The following is a 16,563-nucleotide window of genomic DNA, read 5'->3' as shown; positions in this document are numbered from 1 at the left end:
AGCGTGGGGATAAAACAAAAAAGGCCCGCATTTGCGGGCCTTTTTTCACAACAGACAATCAGATTTTCCGGAAGATCAGCGAGCCATTAGTGCCGCCAAACCCGAAGGAGTTGCACAGAGCGTACTCCAGTCCTTTAACCTGACGCGCCGTATGCGGCACAAAATCCAGATCGCAACCTTCATCCGGGTTATCCAGATTGATGGTAGGCGGAATGACCTGATCGCGCAGTGCAAGGATAGAGTAGATGGATTCTACTGCTCCCGCCGCGCCTAACAGATGACCGGTCATGGATTTTGTGGAGCTGACCATTACGTCATACGCCGCAGCGCCAAATACGGATTTCACAGCCTGCGCTTCTGCCACATCGCCCGCAGACGTCGAGGTGCCGTGTGCGTTGATATAGCCGATTTTTTCCGGCGACAGCTGTGCATCGCGCAGGGCGTTTTCCATTGCCAGCGCCGCGCCCGCGCCGTTTTCCGGCGGCGAGGTCATGTGGTAAGCATCACTGCTCATGCCGAAGCCAACCAGCTCGGCGTAAATCTTCGCGCCGCGCTTTTTAGCATGTTCGTATTCTTCCAGCACGACGATACCTGCCCCGTCGCCCAGCACGAAGCCGTCACGGTCTTTATCCCACGGACGGCTTGCCGCCTGAGGATTGTCGTTACGGGTAGAAAGCGCACGTGCCGCGCCAAAGCCGCCAATGCCCAGTGGCGTACTGCCTTTCTCTGCGCCGCCGGCAATCATGACGTCGGCGTCGTTGTAGGCAATCATACGCGCAGCCTGACCAATGTTATGCACACCGGTTGTACAGGCGGTAGAAATGGCAATGCTCGGCCCTTTCATGCCGTACATGATAGTCAGATGACCGGCAATCATGTTCACAATAGTGGAAGGCACAAAGAAAGGACTGATTTTACGCGGACCGCCGTTCACCAGCGAGGTATGGTTTTCTTCTATCAGACCAAGACCGCCGATGCCGGAGCCGATAGCGGCGCCGATACGGTGCGCGTTCTCGTCAGTAATGACCAGACCGGCATCCTGCATAGCCTGCATACCAGCAACAACGCCGTATTGAATGAAGGCGTCCATCTTGCGCTGATCTTTACGCGAGATAAACTCCTCGCAGTTGAAATCCTTTACTAAGCCAGCAAAACGCGTTGCGTAGGCACTGGTTTCAAAATGGTCGATCGGGCTGATGCCACTCTGACCGGCAACAAGAGCATTCCAGGTAGACTCTACGGTATTGCCGACAGGAGACAACATGCCAAGACCGGTCACAACTACACGACGCTTAGACACGTTCGTCCTCCAGGGAGGGGATAAAAGAGAATCAGTGGGACCTACAGATAAAACTCAGGCGGTCGAGCGACCGCCTGGAGATGCTCACTTACGCCTGGTGACCATTGATGTAATCAATAGCAGCCTGAACGGTAGTGATTTTCTCAGCTTCTTCGTCCGGAATCTCGGTATCAAACTCTTCTTCCAGAGCCATTACCAGCTCAACGGTATCAAGAGAATCAGCGCCCAGATCTTCTACAAAAGAGGCAGTGTTAACAACTTCTTCCTGCTTAACGCCAAGCTGCTCGCCAATGATTTTCTTAACGCGTTCTTCGATAGTGCTCATACTATTAAATTTCCTATCAAAACTCGCTTTCGCGATGGTTTTCGTAGTGTATAAAATGTTGAAAAAGATGCAACTAAATCCCGGCTGGTCAAACCACGAATTTACGCTATTTTGCGGGCATTACCGCAAATAACGCAAATAGTTTTCGCGATTATCAGACCATATACATTCCGCCGTTGACGTGCAGCGTCTCACCAGTGATGTACGCCGCCTCGTCAGAGGCTAAAAATGCAACGGCACTGGCGATTTCCTGCGCGCCGCCTAAGCGACCCGCCGGCACTTCCGCCAGGATGCCCGCACGCTGCTCTTCAGTCAGCGCACGCGTCATGTCGGTTTCAATGAAACCGGGAGCCACAACGTTAACGGTAATACCACGTGACGCGACTTCACGCGCCAGTGACTTGCTGAAGCCGATCAAACCCGCTTTTGCTGCCGCGTAGTTTGCCTGACCCGCATTACCCATTGTTCCAACAACGGAGCCAATGGTAATAATTCGGCCCACGCGTTTTTTCATCATAGCGCGCATTACCGCTTTTGACAGGCGGAATACGGAAGTCAGATTAGTGTCCAGGATATCCTGCCACTCGTCGTCCTTCATACGCATCAGAAGATTATCACGCGTAATGCCAGCATTATTGACTAAAATGTCCACTTCGCCAAATTCTGCGCGAATATTTCCCAACACTTCGTCAATAGACGCGCTGTCGGTAACATTCAGCAGCAGGCCTTTGCCATTGCTGCCCAGATAAGCGCTGATTGCATCCGCACCGCTCTGGCTGGTGGCGGTACCAATTACCTTCGCGCCACGCGCGACCAGGGTTTCTGCAATCGCACGGCCAATGCCGCGGCTCGCGCCGGTCACCAGCGCAATTTTTCCTTCGAAGCTCATCTTCATCCTCTTTTTACTGCTCGATCGCCGCTGACAGGCTGGCCGCATCGCCGATCGCCGTTGCCGTCAGGGTGTCTACAATTCGTTTTGTCAGGCCGGTCAGCACTTTGCCAGGCCCTGCTTCCAGCAGCGACGTAACGCCCTGCTGCGCCATGAACTCTACGCATTCAGTCCAGCGAACCGGGCTGTAGAGCTGGCGAACCAGCGCGCTGCGGATCGCTTCAGGCGACGTTTCGCACTTAACATCCACGTTGTTGACGACCGGCACGGTTGGCGCGCTAAAGACAATCGCCTCCAGCGCGACGGCCAGCTTGTCCGCAGCGGGCTTCATCAGCGCGCAGTGCGACGGGACGCTAACCGGCAGCGGCAGCGCACGTTTTGCGCCAGCGGCTTTACAGGCTGCGCCAGCGCGTTCTACCGCCGCTTTGTTGCCCGCGATAACAACCTGACCCGGCGAGTTAAAGTTCACCGGAGAAACAACTTCGCCCTGCGCCGACTCTTCGCAGGCTTTAGCGATAGCCGCGTTGTCCAGACCGATAATCGCCTGCATGGCGCCCGTGCCTGCCGGCACCGCTTCCTGCATCAGTTTGCCGCGCAGTTCGACAAGTTTGATCGCTTCTTTGAAGTCGATCACGCCTGCGCAAACCAGCGCACTATACTCGCCCAGGCTGTGTCCTGCCAGCATTGCAGGCTGAGATCCGCCTTTTTCCTGCCAAACGCGGAAAATAGCAACAGATGCAGCCAGCAGAGCGGGCTGCGTCTGCCAGGTTTTGTTCAGTTCTTCAGCAGGGCCGTTTTGCACCAGCGCCCACAGATCGTAACCCAGCGCGTCGGAAGCTTCGCGAAACGTCTGTTCTACCAGCGGGTTTTCTGCCGCCAGTTCGGCCAGCATACCCACGGTCTGCGAACCCTGACCTGGAAAAACCATAGCAAATTGCGTCATTGTTATATCCTGTTAATCAAAAACGAACCAGCGCCGAGCCCCAGGTGAAACCGCCGCCAAAGGCTTCCAGCAGAATAAGCTGACCTGGCTTGATGCGGCCATCGCGCACCGCTTCATCCAGCGCGGTCGGCACAGAGGCGGCAGACGTGTTGCCGTGACGATCGAGCGTGACCACGACCTTATCCATTTCCATACCCAGCTTGCGCGCGGTAGCGCTGATAATACGCAGGTTGGCCTGATGCGGCACCAGCCAGTCAATCGCTTCGCGCTCAAGGTTATTGGCCTGCAGCGTTTCTTCAACGATATGCGCCAGCTCCGTCACGGCAACTTTGAAGACTTCGTTGCCGGCCATGGTGACGTAAGAAGGCTGTGCCTGATTCTCACGATCCTGGTTAGCCAGCGTCAGCAGCTGCCCGTAGCGGCCGTCGGCGTGCAGATGGGTGGAAATGATGCCCTGCTCTTCGCTGGCGCCAAGCACCACGGCGCCCGCGCCATCGCCGAACAGAATGATCGTGCCGCGATCCTCAGGATCGAGCATACGCGCCAGCACGTCGGAACCAATCACCAGCGCATTTTTTACCGCACCGTTTTTAATGTACTGATCGGCGACGCTCAGGCCGTAGGTGAAGCCCGCACAGGCCGCCGCCAGATCGAAAGACGCGGCGTCTTTAATATCCAGCATTTGCTGGATCATGCAGGCGGAGCTTGGGAAGGCGTGGCTGGAGGAGGTCGTTGCCACCACAATCAGGCCGATATCGTCTTTATCGATACCCGCCATTTCCAGCGCGCGCTCGGCGGCATGAAAGCCCATCGTCGCCACGGTCTCGTCGGGCGCAGCGATGCGACGTTCACGGATACCGGTACGGGTGACAATCCACTCGTCCGACGTATCCACCATTTTTTCCAGATCGGCGTTAGTCCGCACCTGTTCAGGCAAATAGCTGCCCGTACCGATAATCTTTGTATACATGTCCGCTCAGTCACTCTTAGGTAATACAGTTTCAAGGCGGGCGGCAATCCTATCCGGAAGTTGCCGCCGCACCGCCTGCTCTGCCTGTTCTATCGCCGCAACAAATGCGCGCTGGCTGGCGCCGCCGTGGCTTTTTACCACGGTTTTGCGTAGCCCTAACAGGCAGGCGCCATTGTACTGGTCGGGGTTAAGATGACCGAAGCGCTTAGCCAGGCGTTTTTTCAGCAAACGCCCCAGCAGCGACAGCCACCAGGCCCTTTTTTTACCTTCTGGCGATTGCAACAGCGAAAGAAACACTCTGACCACGCCTTCCATTGTCTTTAACGTGACGTTGCCGATGAAGCCATCGCACACAAGGACGTCCGTTTTCCCGGTAAGGAGTTCGTTGCCTTCGAGGTATCCAATATAGTTAATTTCCGGCGCGTCACGCAGAATACCTGCGGCGTCCCGAATCGTTTCCAGACCTTTGGTTTCTTCCTGCCCAATATTCAGCAGCGCAACGCGCGGTCGGCTGATGGCCAGCACTTCTTCCGCCATGACCGCACCCATTATCGCGAATTGCACCAGCATAGCGCTATCGGAATTCACGTTAGCGCCTAAATCCAGCAGCACCGTTTTGCCAGCCCGTACGTTGGGCAGCACGGTCATTAGCGCCGGACGCTCGATACCGTTTAACGATCCGAGCATGAGCTTGGCCAGCCCCATCAGCGCGCCGGTATTGCCTGCGCTGACGCAGGCGTCGGCCTGTCCTTCTTTTACCAGCTCAAGCGCCACGCGCATTGAGGAACCCCGGCTATGACGAATAGCCTGTGCCGGTCTGGCATCACTGGCAATAACCGACTCGGCAGGAATAATCTGTAGACGTTCCCGGAGCGCGGAATCAGCTTTTGCGAGTAATGACGTGAGTGTGTCGGGATCGCCGACCAGAAGAAGATGTAGCTGCGGATCGGACGCCAGTGCCTGCATTGCCGCAGGCACTGTCACGCAGGGACCGAAGTCCCCGCCCATGGCATCAATCGCCAGGGTCAAACGTGTCAAAGTATCGCCGGCTGGGCCGTGAGTTACTTAACGATGACCTTGCGACCGCGGTAGTAACCATCCGCAGTGATGTGGTGACGCAGATGCGTTTCGCCAGAAACTTTATCTACGGAAAGAGTGGCAGTGGTCAGCGCATCGTGTGAACGACGCATGCCACGTTTGGAACGGGTTGGTTTATTCTGTTGTACGGCCATGGACCTTACTCCTATTACTTACGCTTTAAACTGGCTAATACGGCAAATGGGTTTGGTTTTTCCGCCTCTGCAGGCAACTTGCCAAAGACCATGTCCGCCTCGGACACTTCACAGTGTTCAGAATCATGCACCGGAACGACCGGCAGGGCGAGGATAACTTCATCTTCCACCACCGCCAGCAGGTCGAGTTCGCCAAACTCGTTGACTTCGACCGGCTCGTACGCTTCCGGCAGTGCCTCCGCCTGCTCGTCATTGACGATCGGGCTGAAGCAATACGTTACGTGGACAGAATGCGGAAAGTTCTGGCCGCAGCGTTGACAACACAGCGTAACGGAGACCGCCGCAGTGCCTTTCAGCACCGCTAAACGCTGATTGTCGATTGCGAACGACATCGAACATTCTACATCGCTATCCACACTCACTACCGATTCGGCAAGACGCTCCACCTGTTCAGGGGTGTAAACGCCCTGGTAGTCCAGGCGTTTCTGAGCGGTGCGAACCGGATCGAGAGTCAGGGGTAATTTTACCTTTTGCATAGGGCGCGCATATTAACTTTGTAACGAGTTAGAGTCAAAGAAAAAGGCCGTTTAACAGCATCTTTCACCCATTATTCGCAACCAGTGCGGCGCATAGTTTAAAATGTCCTGCACTCCTGCGCTATCTATTCCGGAAAAAATTATGACACAGCTGGTTCTGGCTTCAACCTCCCCTTTCAGAAAAGCCTTGCTTGAGAAACTGGGCCTCGCTTTTATTACCGCAGCGCCGGAGGTGGATGAAACGCCGCAGACCGGCGAATCTGCGATAGATCTGGTGCAGCGCCTTGCCGGCCAGAAGGCCCGCGCGCTGGCGGCAAGCTATCCTGACCATCTGATTATAGGCTCCGACCAGGTTTGCGTAATAGACGGTAAAATAACCGGAAAACCGCATACGGAAGAGAAAGCCTGCGAGCAGTTACGCCAGGCCAGCGGCCATAGCGTGATTTTTTATACCGGCCTTGCGCTTTTTAATAGCCGGACGAAAAGCATAAAGGCGATCTGCGAACCTTTCAGCGTGGATTTCAGATTATTAACGGAGCAGGAGATTATTAATTATGTTCGCAAAGAGCAGCCTCTGGGCTGTGCAGGCAGCTTTAAGAGCGAAGGATTAGGTATTACGCTGTTCGACAGATTAACGGGCCGCGATCCTAATACGCTGGTCGGGCTGCCGCTAATCGCGCTTTGCGAAATGCTGCGCGAGGCGGGAATGGATCCGCTGGCAGGTTAGGATCCTGTCGGCTCGGCAGCTTCTGGCTGGTCAGAAATTTTGAGGCTGGCAGGTCGTTTCTGGCTTGTCAGGAGGTTCAAGGCTATACGTAAGTCCCCATGGGCTAAGTCGCTTTAGCCTGTAAGAAAGCGGGAGGGGCCATCCGGAACCGGGACACGCAAAAAACGTCATCCCTGACACGCTCGGTTCGCTTATCCGGACAGCGCCTCCCGCCATTAGCCTTAGCGTAGCGCCAGGGAGGAATCGCTTAAAAACAGGGCCTGCAATTTATCACTGATTTATTGAAGGCATATTATTTAAGACATACGATCGTCCGTTATCTCTCACTGGCGAACCGTCTTTACCGCTGACGATTGCCAGAACCGGTTATGACCTGCCTTTACTGACGCTGAGCATCCATGCCCAATGTCGAATAACGCTGCACTAAAGATCACTTCGCCGGAGAGGTTTTTCGCAATACGGCCAGGCAGTGCTTCAGCTCATCATCCAGCGGCGCTTCCACTCGCATCACTTCTCCGCTGTTCGGATGGGTGAACTTAAGCGCGGCGGCGTGCAGAAACAGCCTTTTCAGACCCGTTCCCGCCAGCTGAGCATCGAAATCTCTTTCGCCATAGCGATCGTCAAAGGCAATCGGATGCCCCGCATGCAGCGTGTGTACGCGGATCTGGTGCGTCCGCCCGGTAATGGGGCTGGCTTTGACCAGCGTCGCCTTTTCATAACGCTCTTCAACTTTGAAACGCGTTTCGGAAGGCTTGCCTTCGCTACTTACCCGCACCACGCGCTCGCCGCTTTGCAAAATGTTTTTCAGCAGCGGCGCCTGCACCGCTTTTACATGGGAAGGCCACGAGCCGCGCACCAGCGCCAGGTAGTCTTTCTGCATCCCCTTTTCACGCAGCTGTTCATGCAGCGAACGCAGCGCGGAGCGTTTTTTTGCTACCAGCAGGATGCCAGAGGTATCGCGATCCAGACGGTGCACCAGCTCCAGGAAACGCGCCTCCGGACGCAGCGCCCGCAGGCCCTCGATTACGCCGAAGCTTAGCCCGCTGCCGCCGTGAACGGCGGTGCCTGAGGGCTTATTCATCACCAGGATATAATCGTCTTCATAAACGATAGCGTTCGCCAGCGCGGCCACCTTATCCAGCTTTGGCGAAACGGCCGCTTCTTCGCGTTCTGCGACCCGAACCGGTGGAATACGCACTTCATCCCCGGCTTCCAGCTTGTATTCCGGCTTAATGCGTCCTTTATTTACCCGCACTTCGCCCTTGCGCAAAATGCGATAAATCATGCTTTTCGGCACGCCTTTTAGCTGCGTGCGTAAAAAATTATCGATGCGCTGCCCCGCGTCATCGGCGGCGATAGTCACAATTTGAACTGCTGGAGTATTGGTTTTCATGGTTGGCGATTCTAAATAGAGCGTCAGCATAGCGCCACTTCTTTTTCTGTGCTTAACTGACAGTGACCTCTGCCGCAGAAGGTTTATGCCTGTTTTTTCGGCAATTTGCTGAAAAGCGCTGCAAATCGTTTTAAAAGCTGGAATAAACTTCGCAGAGCGGGAAAAGTCACCTTGCTATCACAAGCTTAGCAGTGGAATAATGATTCCGTTTTACTGGCTCAACGCATGTGAAACAAGAGAATAGCGTTATAAGAATTTTGCCGGATCGTACATACACGCAGCAATGGCGTAAGACGTATTGTGCAATCAGGCATTTAGCGGGCTGCGGGTTGCAGCCTGGACGACAAGACGGGACAGGTTCACTCTGGTACCACTGGTGGTTATCCCTCTTTATAAACGCGCTGTTTTTCCAGTTGAAAAGCAGGCTACCGAGATTTGCGCCCCTTGAGCTGGCGACAACCGGGAGGTTGACGGCTTTGCGATGAGACACGGGGCCATCGGTTTAGACGCGTCCAGCGTTACTATGCCCGTAGCTTTGTCACTAATGTAAGAATAATGAGTAAGTTACGATGAAAAGAATGTTGATCAACGCAACTCAACAGGAGGAGTTGCGTGTCGCCCTTGTAGACGGACAGCGTCTGTACGATCTGGATATCGAAAGCCCAGGACACGAACAGAAGAAAGCCAATATCTATAAAGGTAAAATTACCCGCATCGAACCCAGCCTTGAAGCCGCCTTCGTTGATTACGGCGCTGAGAGACACGGTTTTCTCCCTCTGAAAGAAATCTCCCGCGAAAACTTTCCTGCCAACTATTCCTCTCATGGCCGTCCTAATATCAAAGACGTGCTGCGTGAAGGTCAGGAAGTTATTGTTCAGATTGATAAAGAAGAGCGCGGCAATAAAGGCGCGGCGCTGACTACCTTTATTAGTCTGGCCGGCAGCTACCTGGTGCTGATGCCGAACAATCCGCGCGCGGGCGGCATTTCCCGCCGTATCGAAGGCGATGACCGCACCGAGCTGAAAGAAGCGCTTTCCGCGCTGGATCTCCCGGAAGGCATGGGTCTGATCGTGCGTACCGCAGGCGTCGGCAAATCCGCCGAGGCGCTGCAGTGGGATTTAAGCTTCCGTATGAAGCACTGGGAAGCGATTAAAAAGGCTGCCGACAGCCGCCCTGCTCCCTTCCTGATCCATCAGGAAAGCAACGTTATCGTTCGCGCCTTCCGCGACTATCTGCGTCAGGATATCGGCGAAATCCTTATTGATAACCCGAAAGTGCTGGAGCTGGCTCGCCAGCATATCGCCGCGCTGGGCCGTCCCGATTTCAGCAGCAAAATCAAGCTGTACACCGGCGAAATCCCGCTGTTCAGCCATTACCAAATCGAATCGCAAATCGAGTCGGCCTTCCAGCGTGAAGTGCGTCTGCCTTCCGGCGGCTCTATCGTTATCGATTCCACCGAAGCGCTGACCGCTATCGACATCAACTCCGCGCGCGCTACCCGCGGCGGCGATATCGAAGAAACCGCCTTTAATACCAATCTGGAAGCGGCGGATGAAATTGCCCGCCAGCTGCGCCTGCGTGACCTGGGCGGCCTGATTGTTATCGACTTTATCGATATGACGCCGGTTCGCCACCAGCGCGCGGTAGAAAACCGCCTGCGTGAAGCCGTGCGCCAGGATCGTGCCCGTATCCAGATTAGCCATATATCGCGTTTCGGCCTGCTGGAGATGTCGCGTCAGCGCCTCAGCCCGTCGCTGGGCGAATCCAGTCATCACGTCTGCCCTCGCTGTAGCGGCACCGGCACCATCCGTGATAACGAATCGCTGTCGCTTTCTATTCTGCGTCTGATTGAAGAAGAAGCGCTGAAAGAGAACACCAAAGAAGTCCACGCTATTGTTCCGGTACAGATCGCATCCTATCTGCTGAATGAGAAACGTGAAGCGGTAAGCGCCATTGAAAAACGCCAGGGCGGCGTGCGCGCGATTATCGTGCCTAACGATCAGATGGAGACACCGCACTACTCCGTGCTGCGCGTGCGCAGCGGCGAAGAAACGCAGACCCTCAGCTATCATCTGCCAAAGCTGCATGAAGCCGAAATGGCGCTGCCTTCGGAAGAAGAGCACGCCGAGCGCAAACGTCCTGAGCAACCGGCTCTGGCCGCGTTTGTAATGCCGGATGCGCCGCCTGTGCCGCACGAGCCGGAACCAGAAGCGCCTGTCGAGCCTGCTGCTGTCGCTCAGCCTGCCGCCGCGCCTGCTGCTAACGAGCCGGGCCTGGTCGGCCGCTTCCTGCGTGGCCTGAAGAAGATGTTCGCTGCCGAAGAGAAGCCAGCCGAACAGCCTCAGCCTGCCGCCGTGGTGGAAGAAGAAGAGAAAGCGCCGGAAGCTACCCCGCCGCGCAGCGAGCGTCGTAACAACCGCCGTCAGAATAACCGTCGCGACCGCAACAATGGCGATCGTTACGGTGACCGTAGCGAGCGTAACGACCGCAACGGTGAACGCAACGACCGTAACGGCGAGCGTAACGATCGCAACGGCGAACGTAACGACCGCAACGGCGAGCGTAATGACCGCAATGGCGAGCGTAATGACCGCAACGGCGAGCGTAATGACCGCAACGGCGAGCGTAATGACCGCAATGGCGAACGTAACGACCGCAACGGCGAGCGTAACAACAATCGCAACAGCAATCGTAACGAGCGCATGGTGCGCGACAGCGATCCTCAGGCGGAAGCACGCGAAGAGAATCGTCGCAACAAACGCAACGTCACGCCGCAGGATGATGCGCCGGTCAGTGAAGAAGTTCGCAACCAGCAGCGTGAAGAGCAGCAGCAGCAACGCCGCGAACAGCGCGCCGAGCGCAAACGTCGTCAGGAAGAAAAACGCCTGGCCGCTCAGGAAGAAAAAGTTGAAAGCGCACTGCCAGAAGAAGAAGCGGCTGTCGCTGTTGAACAGGGTGAAGAGCAGGTTCAGGTAATGCCGCGTCGTAAGCCGCGCCAGCTGAGCCAGAAAGTGCGTATCGAGACGGCTGAGCAGACCGCAGCCCGCTCTTTCGCGCCGGAAGAAGCCGCGCCAGCTGAAGAACAGCAGCCAGCCCTGACCGAAGCGGTGGATATCGTGGAAGCTGACGAGGAAGAGCGCGACACCAACAGCATGCCGCGTCGTTCACGTCGTTCGCCACGTCATCTGCGCGTTAGCGGCCAGCGTCGTCGTCGCTATCGTGACGAGCGTTATCCGAACCAGTCGCCGATGCCGCTGACCTTTGCCGCCGCTTCCCCGGAAATGGCTTCAGGTAAAGTGTGGGTCTCCTATCCGGTAGCCCATATCTCTGATAACCATGAGATTGAGCAGTCGGTAGTGCCGGATTACGGTCACGAAGAGACGGCCGCAGCCGTTGCCGTGGCGGCCGCTGAAAGCCTGCCGCAGGACGTACAGGACGAAGCGCAGCCGGTACATATCGCTGAGCCAGACTCTGTCGAGCCAACAACATCGGCTGAAATCGCTGCTGCCGTAGCGCCAACAGCCGTAACCGACAACGCTGCGATTGCTGCGCCGGTGAATGAAGAACCTGCCGTTATCTCCGCCGCTGATGAAGAAGTCGCGCAAGAGGTTGCACAGGCCGCCTTCCCGGCTGCGGAACCCGCAGAAAGCGAAGCTGCCGATCGGGCTTTCGCCGCCGACGTCAGCGAGCAAACAGAGCAGCAGGTAGCCGAAGTGCTTAACGCGCCAGAAGTCAAAGCACCCGTAGTGGCTTCCGAGCCGCACGCGCCGGTTGCCGGTCGCGACGAGCCTGCTTCTGCGTCCGCACAGGCTGAAGCCGCAGCGCCAGCAGCGCAGACTGAGGCTCCGGCCCAGGCTGAAGCCGCAGCGCCAGCAGCGCAGGCTCCGGCTCAGGCTGAAACAGCAGCGCCAGCAGCACAGGCTCCGGCTCAGGCTGAAGCCGCAGCGCCAGTAGCTCAGGCTCAGGCTGAAGCAGCAGCACCAGCAGCGCAGACTGATGCTCCGGCTGAAGCAGCAGCGCCAGCAGCCCAGGCTGAAGCACCGCGTGTTGCTTCCGCTGCGCCAGCGCGTCCTCAGGCACCTGCTGAAGCCGCTCCACAGGCTCAGGCAGCACCGGCGTCAACAACAGCCGTTGCTGAAAAAGCGCAGCCTGAAGTTGCCGCGCCGGCCTTTAAACATCATGCCACGGCACCGATGACCAAAGCGCCAGCGCCTGAGTACCAGGCAGAACCTGCTCGCAACAGCGACTGGGTGCGTCCTTCCTTCAACTTTGAAGGCAAAGGTTCCGCAGGTGGTCATGCCGCCACTCATCAGGCGACGGCTCCGGCTACCCGCCCTGAGTAAGCAGCAAGGCTGATAAAAAGCCCCGGTCACTGACCGGGGTTTTTTTTTGCCTGAGCTGGCGCAATACTATGCTGGCTGCACGATATGCGCCGCTTCTCCGCTATTAATCATTATTTTTGATAGTAATTATCCGCGCCAAACGCTCGATTTCCGGCCTTGGTCGGGATCAGGCCGGCCAGGCGGCTACGCGATGGCGTTGCCGATTATTTTTCACGCTATGACGTGCTGATTACGTAAGTGCTGCCAGTTCCTGCTCATAAACATGGCGTTGAACAGTTTACTATTGCGGGGCAAAGCGTTGACGCAACCTGTCTGCAAGGGGCGACGGTGCCGCTTAACATAACCGGTTTACCCGGCGTGTCGCTTCCTTTTGGTACGGGCAGTGCAGATTGTCAGCAAATGACATGCAGAAGCGACTGTTTTACACGTGGTTTCGTTACCGGAAGCGGTTACTCCGGTGAAGGGATGCCATCCGGCATTGTCATATCCCGCCGCCACGCTTAGCTTTATTTATCCATTTCAAAGGAGGCTATTTATGGATGCTTTTTTTCAACCTGTTGAACTCGAAAAAGCTTATCGGCTGATCAATCACGGCCCAACAATCCTGGTGTCGGCAACACATGAAGGCGTCGAAAACGTGATGTCCGCCGCCTGGGCGTGCGGACTGGATTTCAAACCGGCAAAATTAACGGTGGTGCTTGATAAAAGCGCCTTTACCCGCCGCCTGATTGAAGCCAGCGGTCAGTTTGTTATCCAGGTTCCCACCGCCGCGCAGGCCGACCTTGTGCATTACCTGGGCACCCATTCACGTCATCAAGAGCAGGATAAGCTGTTGAAATCGGGCGTGGATCTTTTCTCCTTGCCGGAAGTTGCGCCGCCGCTGGTGGCAGGCTGTGCCGCCTGGCTTTTTTGTCATCTTATCCCGCTTGAACAAAATCAGCAGGATCATGATTTATTTATCGGGGAAATTAAAAGCGCGTGGGCTGACAGCCGGGTGTTCAGAGAAGGTCACTGGCACTTTGAAGAAGCGGGCGATGAGTGGCGCAGCCTGCACTATATTGCCGGCAAACATTTCTATACTACCGGCACGTCGCTGGTGGTGGAATAAGCAAACAACAGGCAAAAAAAACCCGTCGTCAGGAGGTTAATCTGAAGACGGGGAAAAAACGGACGCACCCGGTTTAAGCGCGTCCAAAATGGGTAAACCTAAGAATTCATTTTAAACAGCGACATCTGCGACATGGAGCTGAACACTTTATAAGACGCCTGTAGCGCAGCCTGCTTCATGGTGTAAGACGAAATCGTGCTGGTGTAATCGGCATCTACCAGATTACTCATCTGGGTCGCCTGGCTCAGCGCGGTATCGTCAGATTTCGCTTCAATGCTGTCCAGCTCGCTCAGCTGCGTACCCACTTCGGACTGAACTTTCAGCACGTTGTTCATGGAGTTACGCAGGCCACGGTTGGCCTTAGCCATATCCGCTGCCGCCGCATCTTTGGTCGCGCCGTCCGCATTCGCCAGCGGCTGCTTCAGCGAGTTAATCGCCGTGTTCAGCGTGGTAAAGATGTTGCTTTCACTGGCGCTGCCGTCCGGCTCCGCCACCGCATTGCTGGTCAGCGAGGTAAAGACCTGGCTGCCGGTATGGCTGGTGGTCATGGTGCGGCTGGCATCCACTTTCTGGCTGATGGCGGTATCGCCGCCGCTGTAGGCGACGTTGCCGCTGGCATCCTGAGTGAAAGGTGCCGTATCGGACTTGTAACCAGCAAAAATATAGCGGCCGTTACCGTCCGTAGAGTTCGCCAGGTTCATCAGCTGATCGCGCAGGCTGGTGAGCGTGGTTGCATAAGTCGAGCGGTCTTCGTCCGACAGCGTGCCGGTTGAAGCCGCCACTACCGCCGTTTGCGCTTGGGTGATCACGCTGGTCACCTGAGACAGATTGGTGGCTTCCTGCGACAGGCTGCTGGTGGCGAAGTTACGCGCCGTTTTGTACTGGCTGGTCTCGGCCTGAGCCTGAGACAGCACAACGGCCTGGGCCGCCGCGACCGGATCGTCCGAGGGCCTGACCACGCGTTTGCCGGTCGATAACTGTTCGCCTGACTTCAGCCAGCTGGCCTGCGAATCAGAAATGCCGCGCATTTGCTGGTCATAAATCATTGTGGTGCTTAAACGCATGATTTTATCCTTCTGAGGAATCAGCTTACGGCGCCAATCAGCGCGTTAAATATGGTCGTGGCGGTCTGCAAAATCTGCGCATTGGCCGTGTAATACTGCTGATAGCGCGTCAGGTTGCCGTATTCTTCATCCAGGTTCACACCGGAAACGGACTGCTGCTGATTGGTCAGCTGCGTCACCACGTTGCCCTGCGTGGTGCTGGTCGTTTGCAGGTTGCTGGTTTTGTTACCGATAGAGGCAACCATGCTGGCGTAGCCCTGCGTCACCGTGCTGCTGCCGCCGATCACTTTTTTGGTCTGCAAATCCAGCAGCGACTGAGCATTTTTGTTGTTGCTCACACCATTATCGGCATCGCCAGCGGCGACTTTAGCTTCGTCGGTGATATTGACGCTCATATTGGTGATAACGTTGGCAACCGGCTTCACCAGGAAGCTGTCCTTCGCCGTTGGCGTACCGGACACCGTCAGCTGCAGGCCATCAAAGTTCAGCGTGGTGTTGCCGCTGGCGTCCGTAGACGGGTTCGCGGACACGCTGGCATTGTCGGAAAGACGCTTTACGCTCCAGCCGTTGGTGTCGTAGCTCACCTTATAATCAGACGCTTTTACCGCGCTGGTATCGGTCCAGGCCGCCGAAAGCGAAGCCGTCTTGCTGTTATTGGTGTTGGACGTCACCGACGGGCCGCCGAGGTTAAAGAAGGCCTCGCCCGCGTCGCCGTTGCTGTCATAGCCCGCTTTGTGCTGGGTATTGAAGCTGTCGCCCAGCGCCATCGCCATCTGGCCAAGCTGGTTACGGGTATTATCCAGATCGGTGCGGAAAGCCAGCAGGCCGCCCAGCGAGCCGGTGGTCACCAGGCTTTCCGGGATTTCCGTCGCCTTACCGCTGGTATTATCCACCATAGCGATAGTTTTACGGCTCGGATCGCTGCTGGCAGAAACGGAGGCCAGCTTGCTGTAGCTGTCGCCCTGCACCAGCGAAATACCGTTGCCGATGCTGATGTTATAGCTGCCGCCGTCCTGCTGGCTGACGGTTACGCCGACAATTTTGTTTAGATCGCTGACCAGCTGATCGCGCTGATCCATCAGATCGTTAGGCTCGTTGCCCGCGCCCGCGCCTTTCAGCTTGGTGATCTGCTGGTTGATATTGGCGATCTGCTTAGCGTAGCCGTTGATCTGATCGACGCTGGAGGTGATCGAGGTGCTCAGGCTGCTGTCTACGTTACGTAAATAAGTATCCGTAACCCTGAACTGGTTAACCAGACCGTCGGCCTTACCCAATACCGCCTGACGCGAAGACGAGTCGGAGGCGTTGCTGACCAGCGTTTGCAGCGAAGAGAAGAAATCCTGCACGGTGGTCGACAGCGTATTGGTGGTGCTGGAAAACATATCGTCAATGTTGGACAGCTGGCTGTACTGCGTGGTCAGCGCGCTGGACTGGGTGCTGGCGCTGCGCAGCTGATTGGTAATAAAGGCATCGTATTCGCGGTTGACGCTGGCCACCGCCACGCCGTTGCCATAATACTGCGTGCCGTTCAGCGTGCTGCTTGCCTGGGCAAGAACCGTAGTCTGACGTGAATAGCCAGCAACGTTGTAATTGCTGATGTTGTTACTGGTGGTGCTCAGCGCGGCCGAAGCGGCGTTGATACCGGTCATAGCGGTGTTAATTAAGTTAGACATGTCGGTTCCTTATTGCTCCAGCACGGGCCGGCATTACAATCGGTTGCCGGCATGCGCTGA

General features: G+C 56.2%; 14 protein-coding genes. 3 read left to right on the top strand and 11 right to left on the bottom strand.

What is annotated here, in order from left to right:
• Nucleotides 1–58: 58 nt before the first annotated feature.
• From fabF to yceD, 8 genes are all read right to left on the bottom strand, one after another.
• Nucleotides 59–1,300 (bottom strand): beta-ketoacyl-ACP synthase II, encoded by a 1,242-nt coding sequence (gene fabF, locus ACVWZ0_RS08975; protein ID WP_125290770.1) that lies wholly within the window; start codon nt 1,298–1,300, stop codon nt 59–61.
• An 88-nt stretch (nt 1,301–1,388) separates the two neighbouring features.
• The gene (gene acpP / locus ACVWZ0_RS08970) at nt 1,389–1,625 is read right to left on the bottom strand and encodes an acyl carrier protein (RefSeq protein ID WP_004157115.1); all 237 of its coding nucleotides are present in this window, start codon (nt 1,623–1,625) and stop codon (nt 1,389–1,391) included.
• Nucleotides 1,626–1,779: 154 nt separating this feature from the next.
• The gene (gene fabG, locus ACVWZ0_RS08965) at nt 1,780–2,514 is read right to left on the bottom strand and encodes a 3-oxoacyl-ACP reductase FabG (RefSeq protein ID WP_125290771.1); all 735 of its coding nucleotides are present in this window, start codon (nt 2,512–2,514) and stop codon (nt 1,780–1,782) included.
• A 13-nt stretch (nt 2,515–2,527) separates the two neighbouring features.
• A complete protein-coding gene (gene fabD / locus ACVWZ0_RS08960; protein ID WP_253454594.1) occupies nt 2,528–3,457 on the bottom strand; it encodes an ACP S-malonyltransferase in 930 nt (309 codons plus the stop codon).
• 16 nt (nt 3,458–3,473) lie between these two features.
• Nucleotides 3,474–4,427: a beta-ketoacyl-ACP synthase III gene (locus tag ACVWZ0_RS08955; protein WP_125290773.1), complete on the bottom strand. Its 954-nt coding sequence runs from the start codon at nt 4,425–4,427 to the stop codon at nt 3,474–3,476.
• A 6-nt stretch (nt 4,428–4,433) separates the two neighbouring features.
• Nucleotides 4,434–5,465, bottom strand: coding sequence for a phosphate acyltransferase PlsX (gene plsX / locus ACVWZ0_RS08950; protein WP_253454595.1), 1,032 nt, complete (start codon nt 5,463–5,465; stop codon nt 4,434–4,436).
• Between the two features lie 23 nt (nt 5,466–5,488).
• Nucleotides 5,489–5,659, bottom strand: a complete 171-nt coding sequence (gene rpmF / locus ACVWZ0_RS08945) for a 50S ribosomal protein L32 (protein ID WP_013025362.1) — start codon at nt 5,657–5,659, stop codon at nt 5,489–5,491.
• Nucleotides 5,660–5,673: 14 nt separating this feature from the next.
• The gene (gene yceD, locus ACVWZ0_RS08940) at nt 5,674–6,195 is read right to left on the bottom strand and encodes a 23S rRNA accumulation protein YceD (protein WP_253454596.1); all 522 of its coding nucleotides are present in this window, start codon (nt 6,193–6,195) and stop codon (nt 5,674–5,676) included.
• Nucleotides 6,196–6,337: 142 nt separating this feature from the next.
• Here yceD and ACVWZ0_RS08935 point away from each other — a divergent pair, with 142 nt between their 5' ends.
• Complete coding sequence (locus ACVWZ0_RS08935; RefSeq protein ID WP_253454597.1) at nt 6,338–6,922, top strand: Maf family protein; 585 nt, start codon at nt 6,338–6,340, stop codon at nt 6,920–6,922.
• 430 nt (nt 6,923–7,352) lie between these two features.
• Here the strand turns inward: ACVWZ0_RS08935 and rluC are convergent, their stop codons facing one another.
• Nucleotides 7,353–8,315, bottom strand: a complete 963-nt coding sequence (rluC, locus tag ACVWZ0_RS08930; RefSeq protein WP_253461018.1) for a 23S rRNA pseudouridine(955/2504/2580) synthase RluC — start codon at nt 8,313–8,315, stop codon at nt 7,353–7,355.
• Between the two features lie 569 nt (nt 8,316–8,884).
• Here rluC and rne point away from each other — a divergent pair.
• Together rne and ACVWZ0_RS08920 are read left to right on the top strand one after the other, a co-directional pair.
• Complete coding sequence (gene rne, locus ACVWZ0_RS08925) at nt 8,885–12,658, top strand: ribonuclease E (protein WP_253454598.1); 3,774 nt, start codon at nt 8,885–8,887, stop codon at nt 12,656–12,658.
• Between the two features lie 535 nt (nt 12,659–13,193).
• Complete coding sequence (locus ACVWZ0_RS08920; RefSeq protein WP_253454599.1) at nt 13,194–13,766, top strand: flavin reductase family protein; 573 nt, start codon at nt 13,194–13,196, stop codon at nt 13,764–13,766.
• 98 nt (nt 13,767–13,864) lie between these two features.
• Here ACVWZ0_RS08920 and flgL read toward each other — a convergent pair whose 3' ends face one another.
• Together flgL and flgK are read right to left on the bottom strand one after the other, a co-directional pair.
• Complete coding sequence (flgL, locus tag ACVWZ0_RS08915) at nt 13,865–14,830, bottom strand: flagellar hook-associated protein FlgL (protein WP_253454600.1); 966 nt, start codon at nt 14,828–14,830, stop codon at nt 13,865–13,867.
• 20 nt (nt 14,831–14,850) lie between these two features.
• Nucleotides 14,851–16,503, bottom strand: a complete 1,653-nt coding sequence (flgK, locus tag ACVWZ0_RS08910; protein ID WP_253454601.1) for a flagellar hook-associated protein FlgK — start codon at nt 16,501–16,503, stop codon at nt 14,851–14,853.
• Nucleotides 16,504–16,563: the final 60 nt, after the last annotated feature.

The sequence above is a fragment of the Erwinia sp. TECH1 genome (assembly GCF_054057575.1).
Note: the sequence above shows the minus strand (reverse complement) of the source record. Positions and strands in the feature narration are given on the sequence as shown.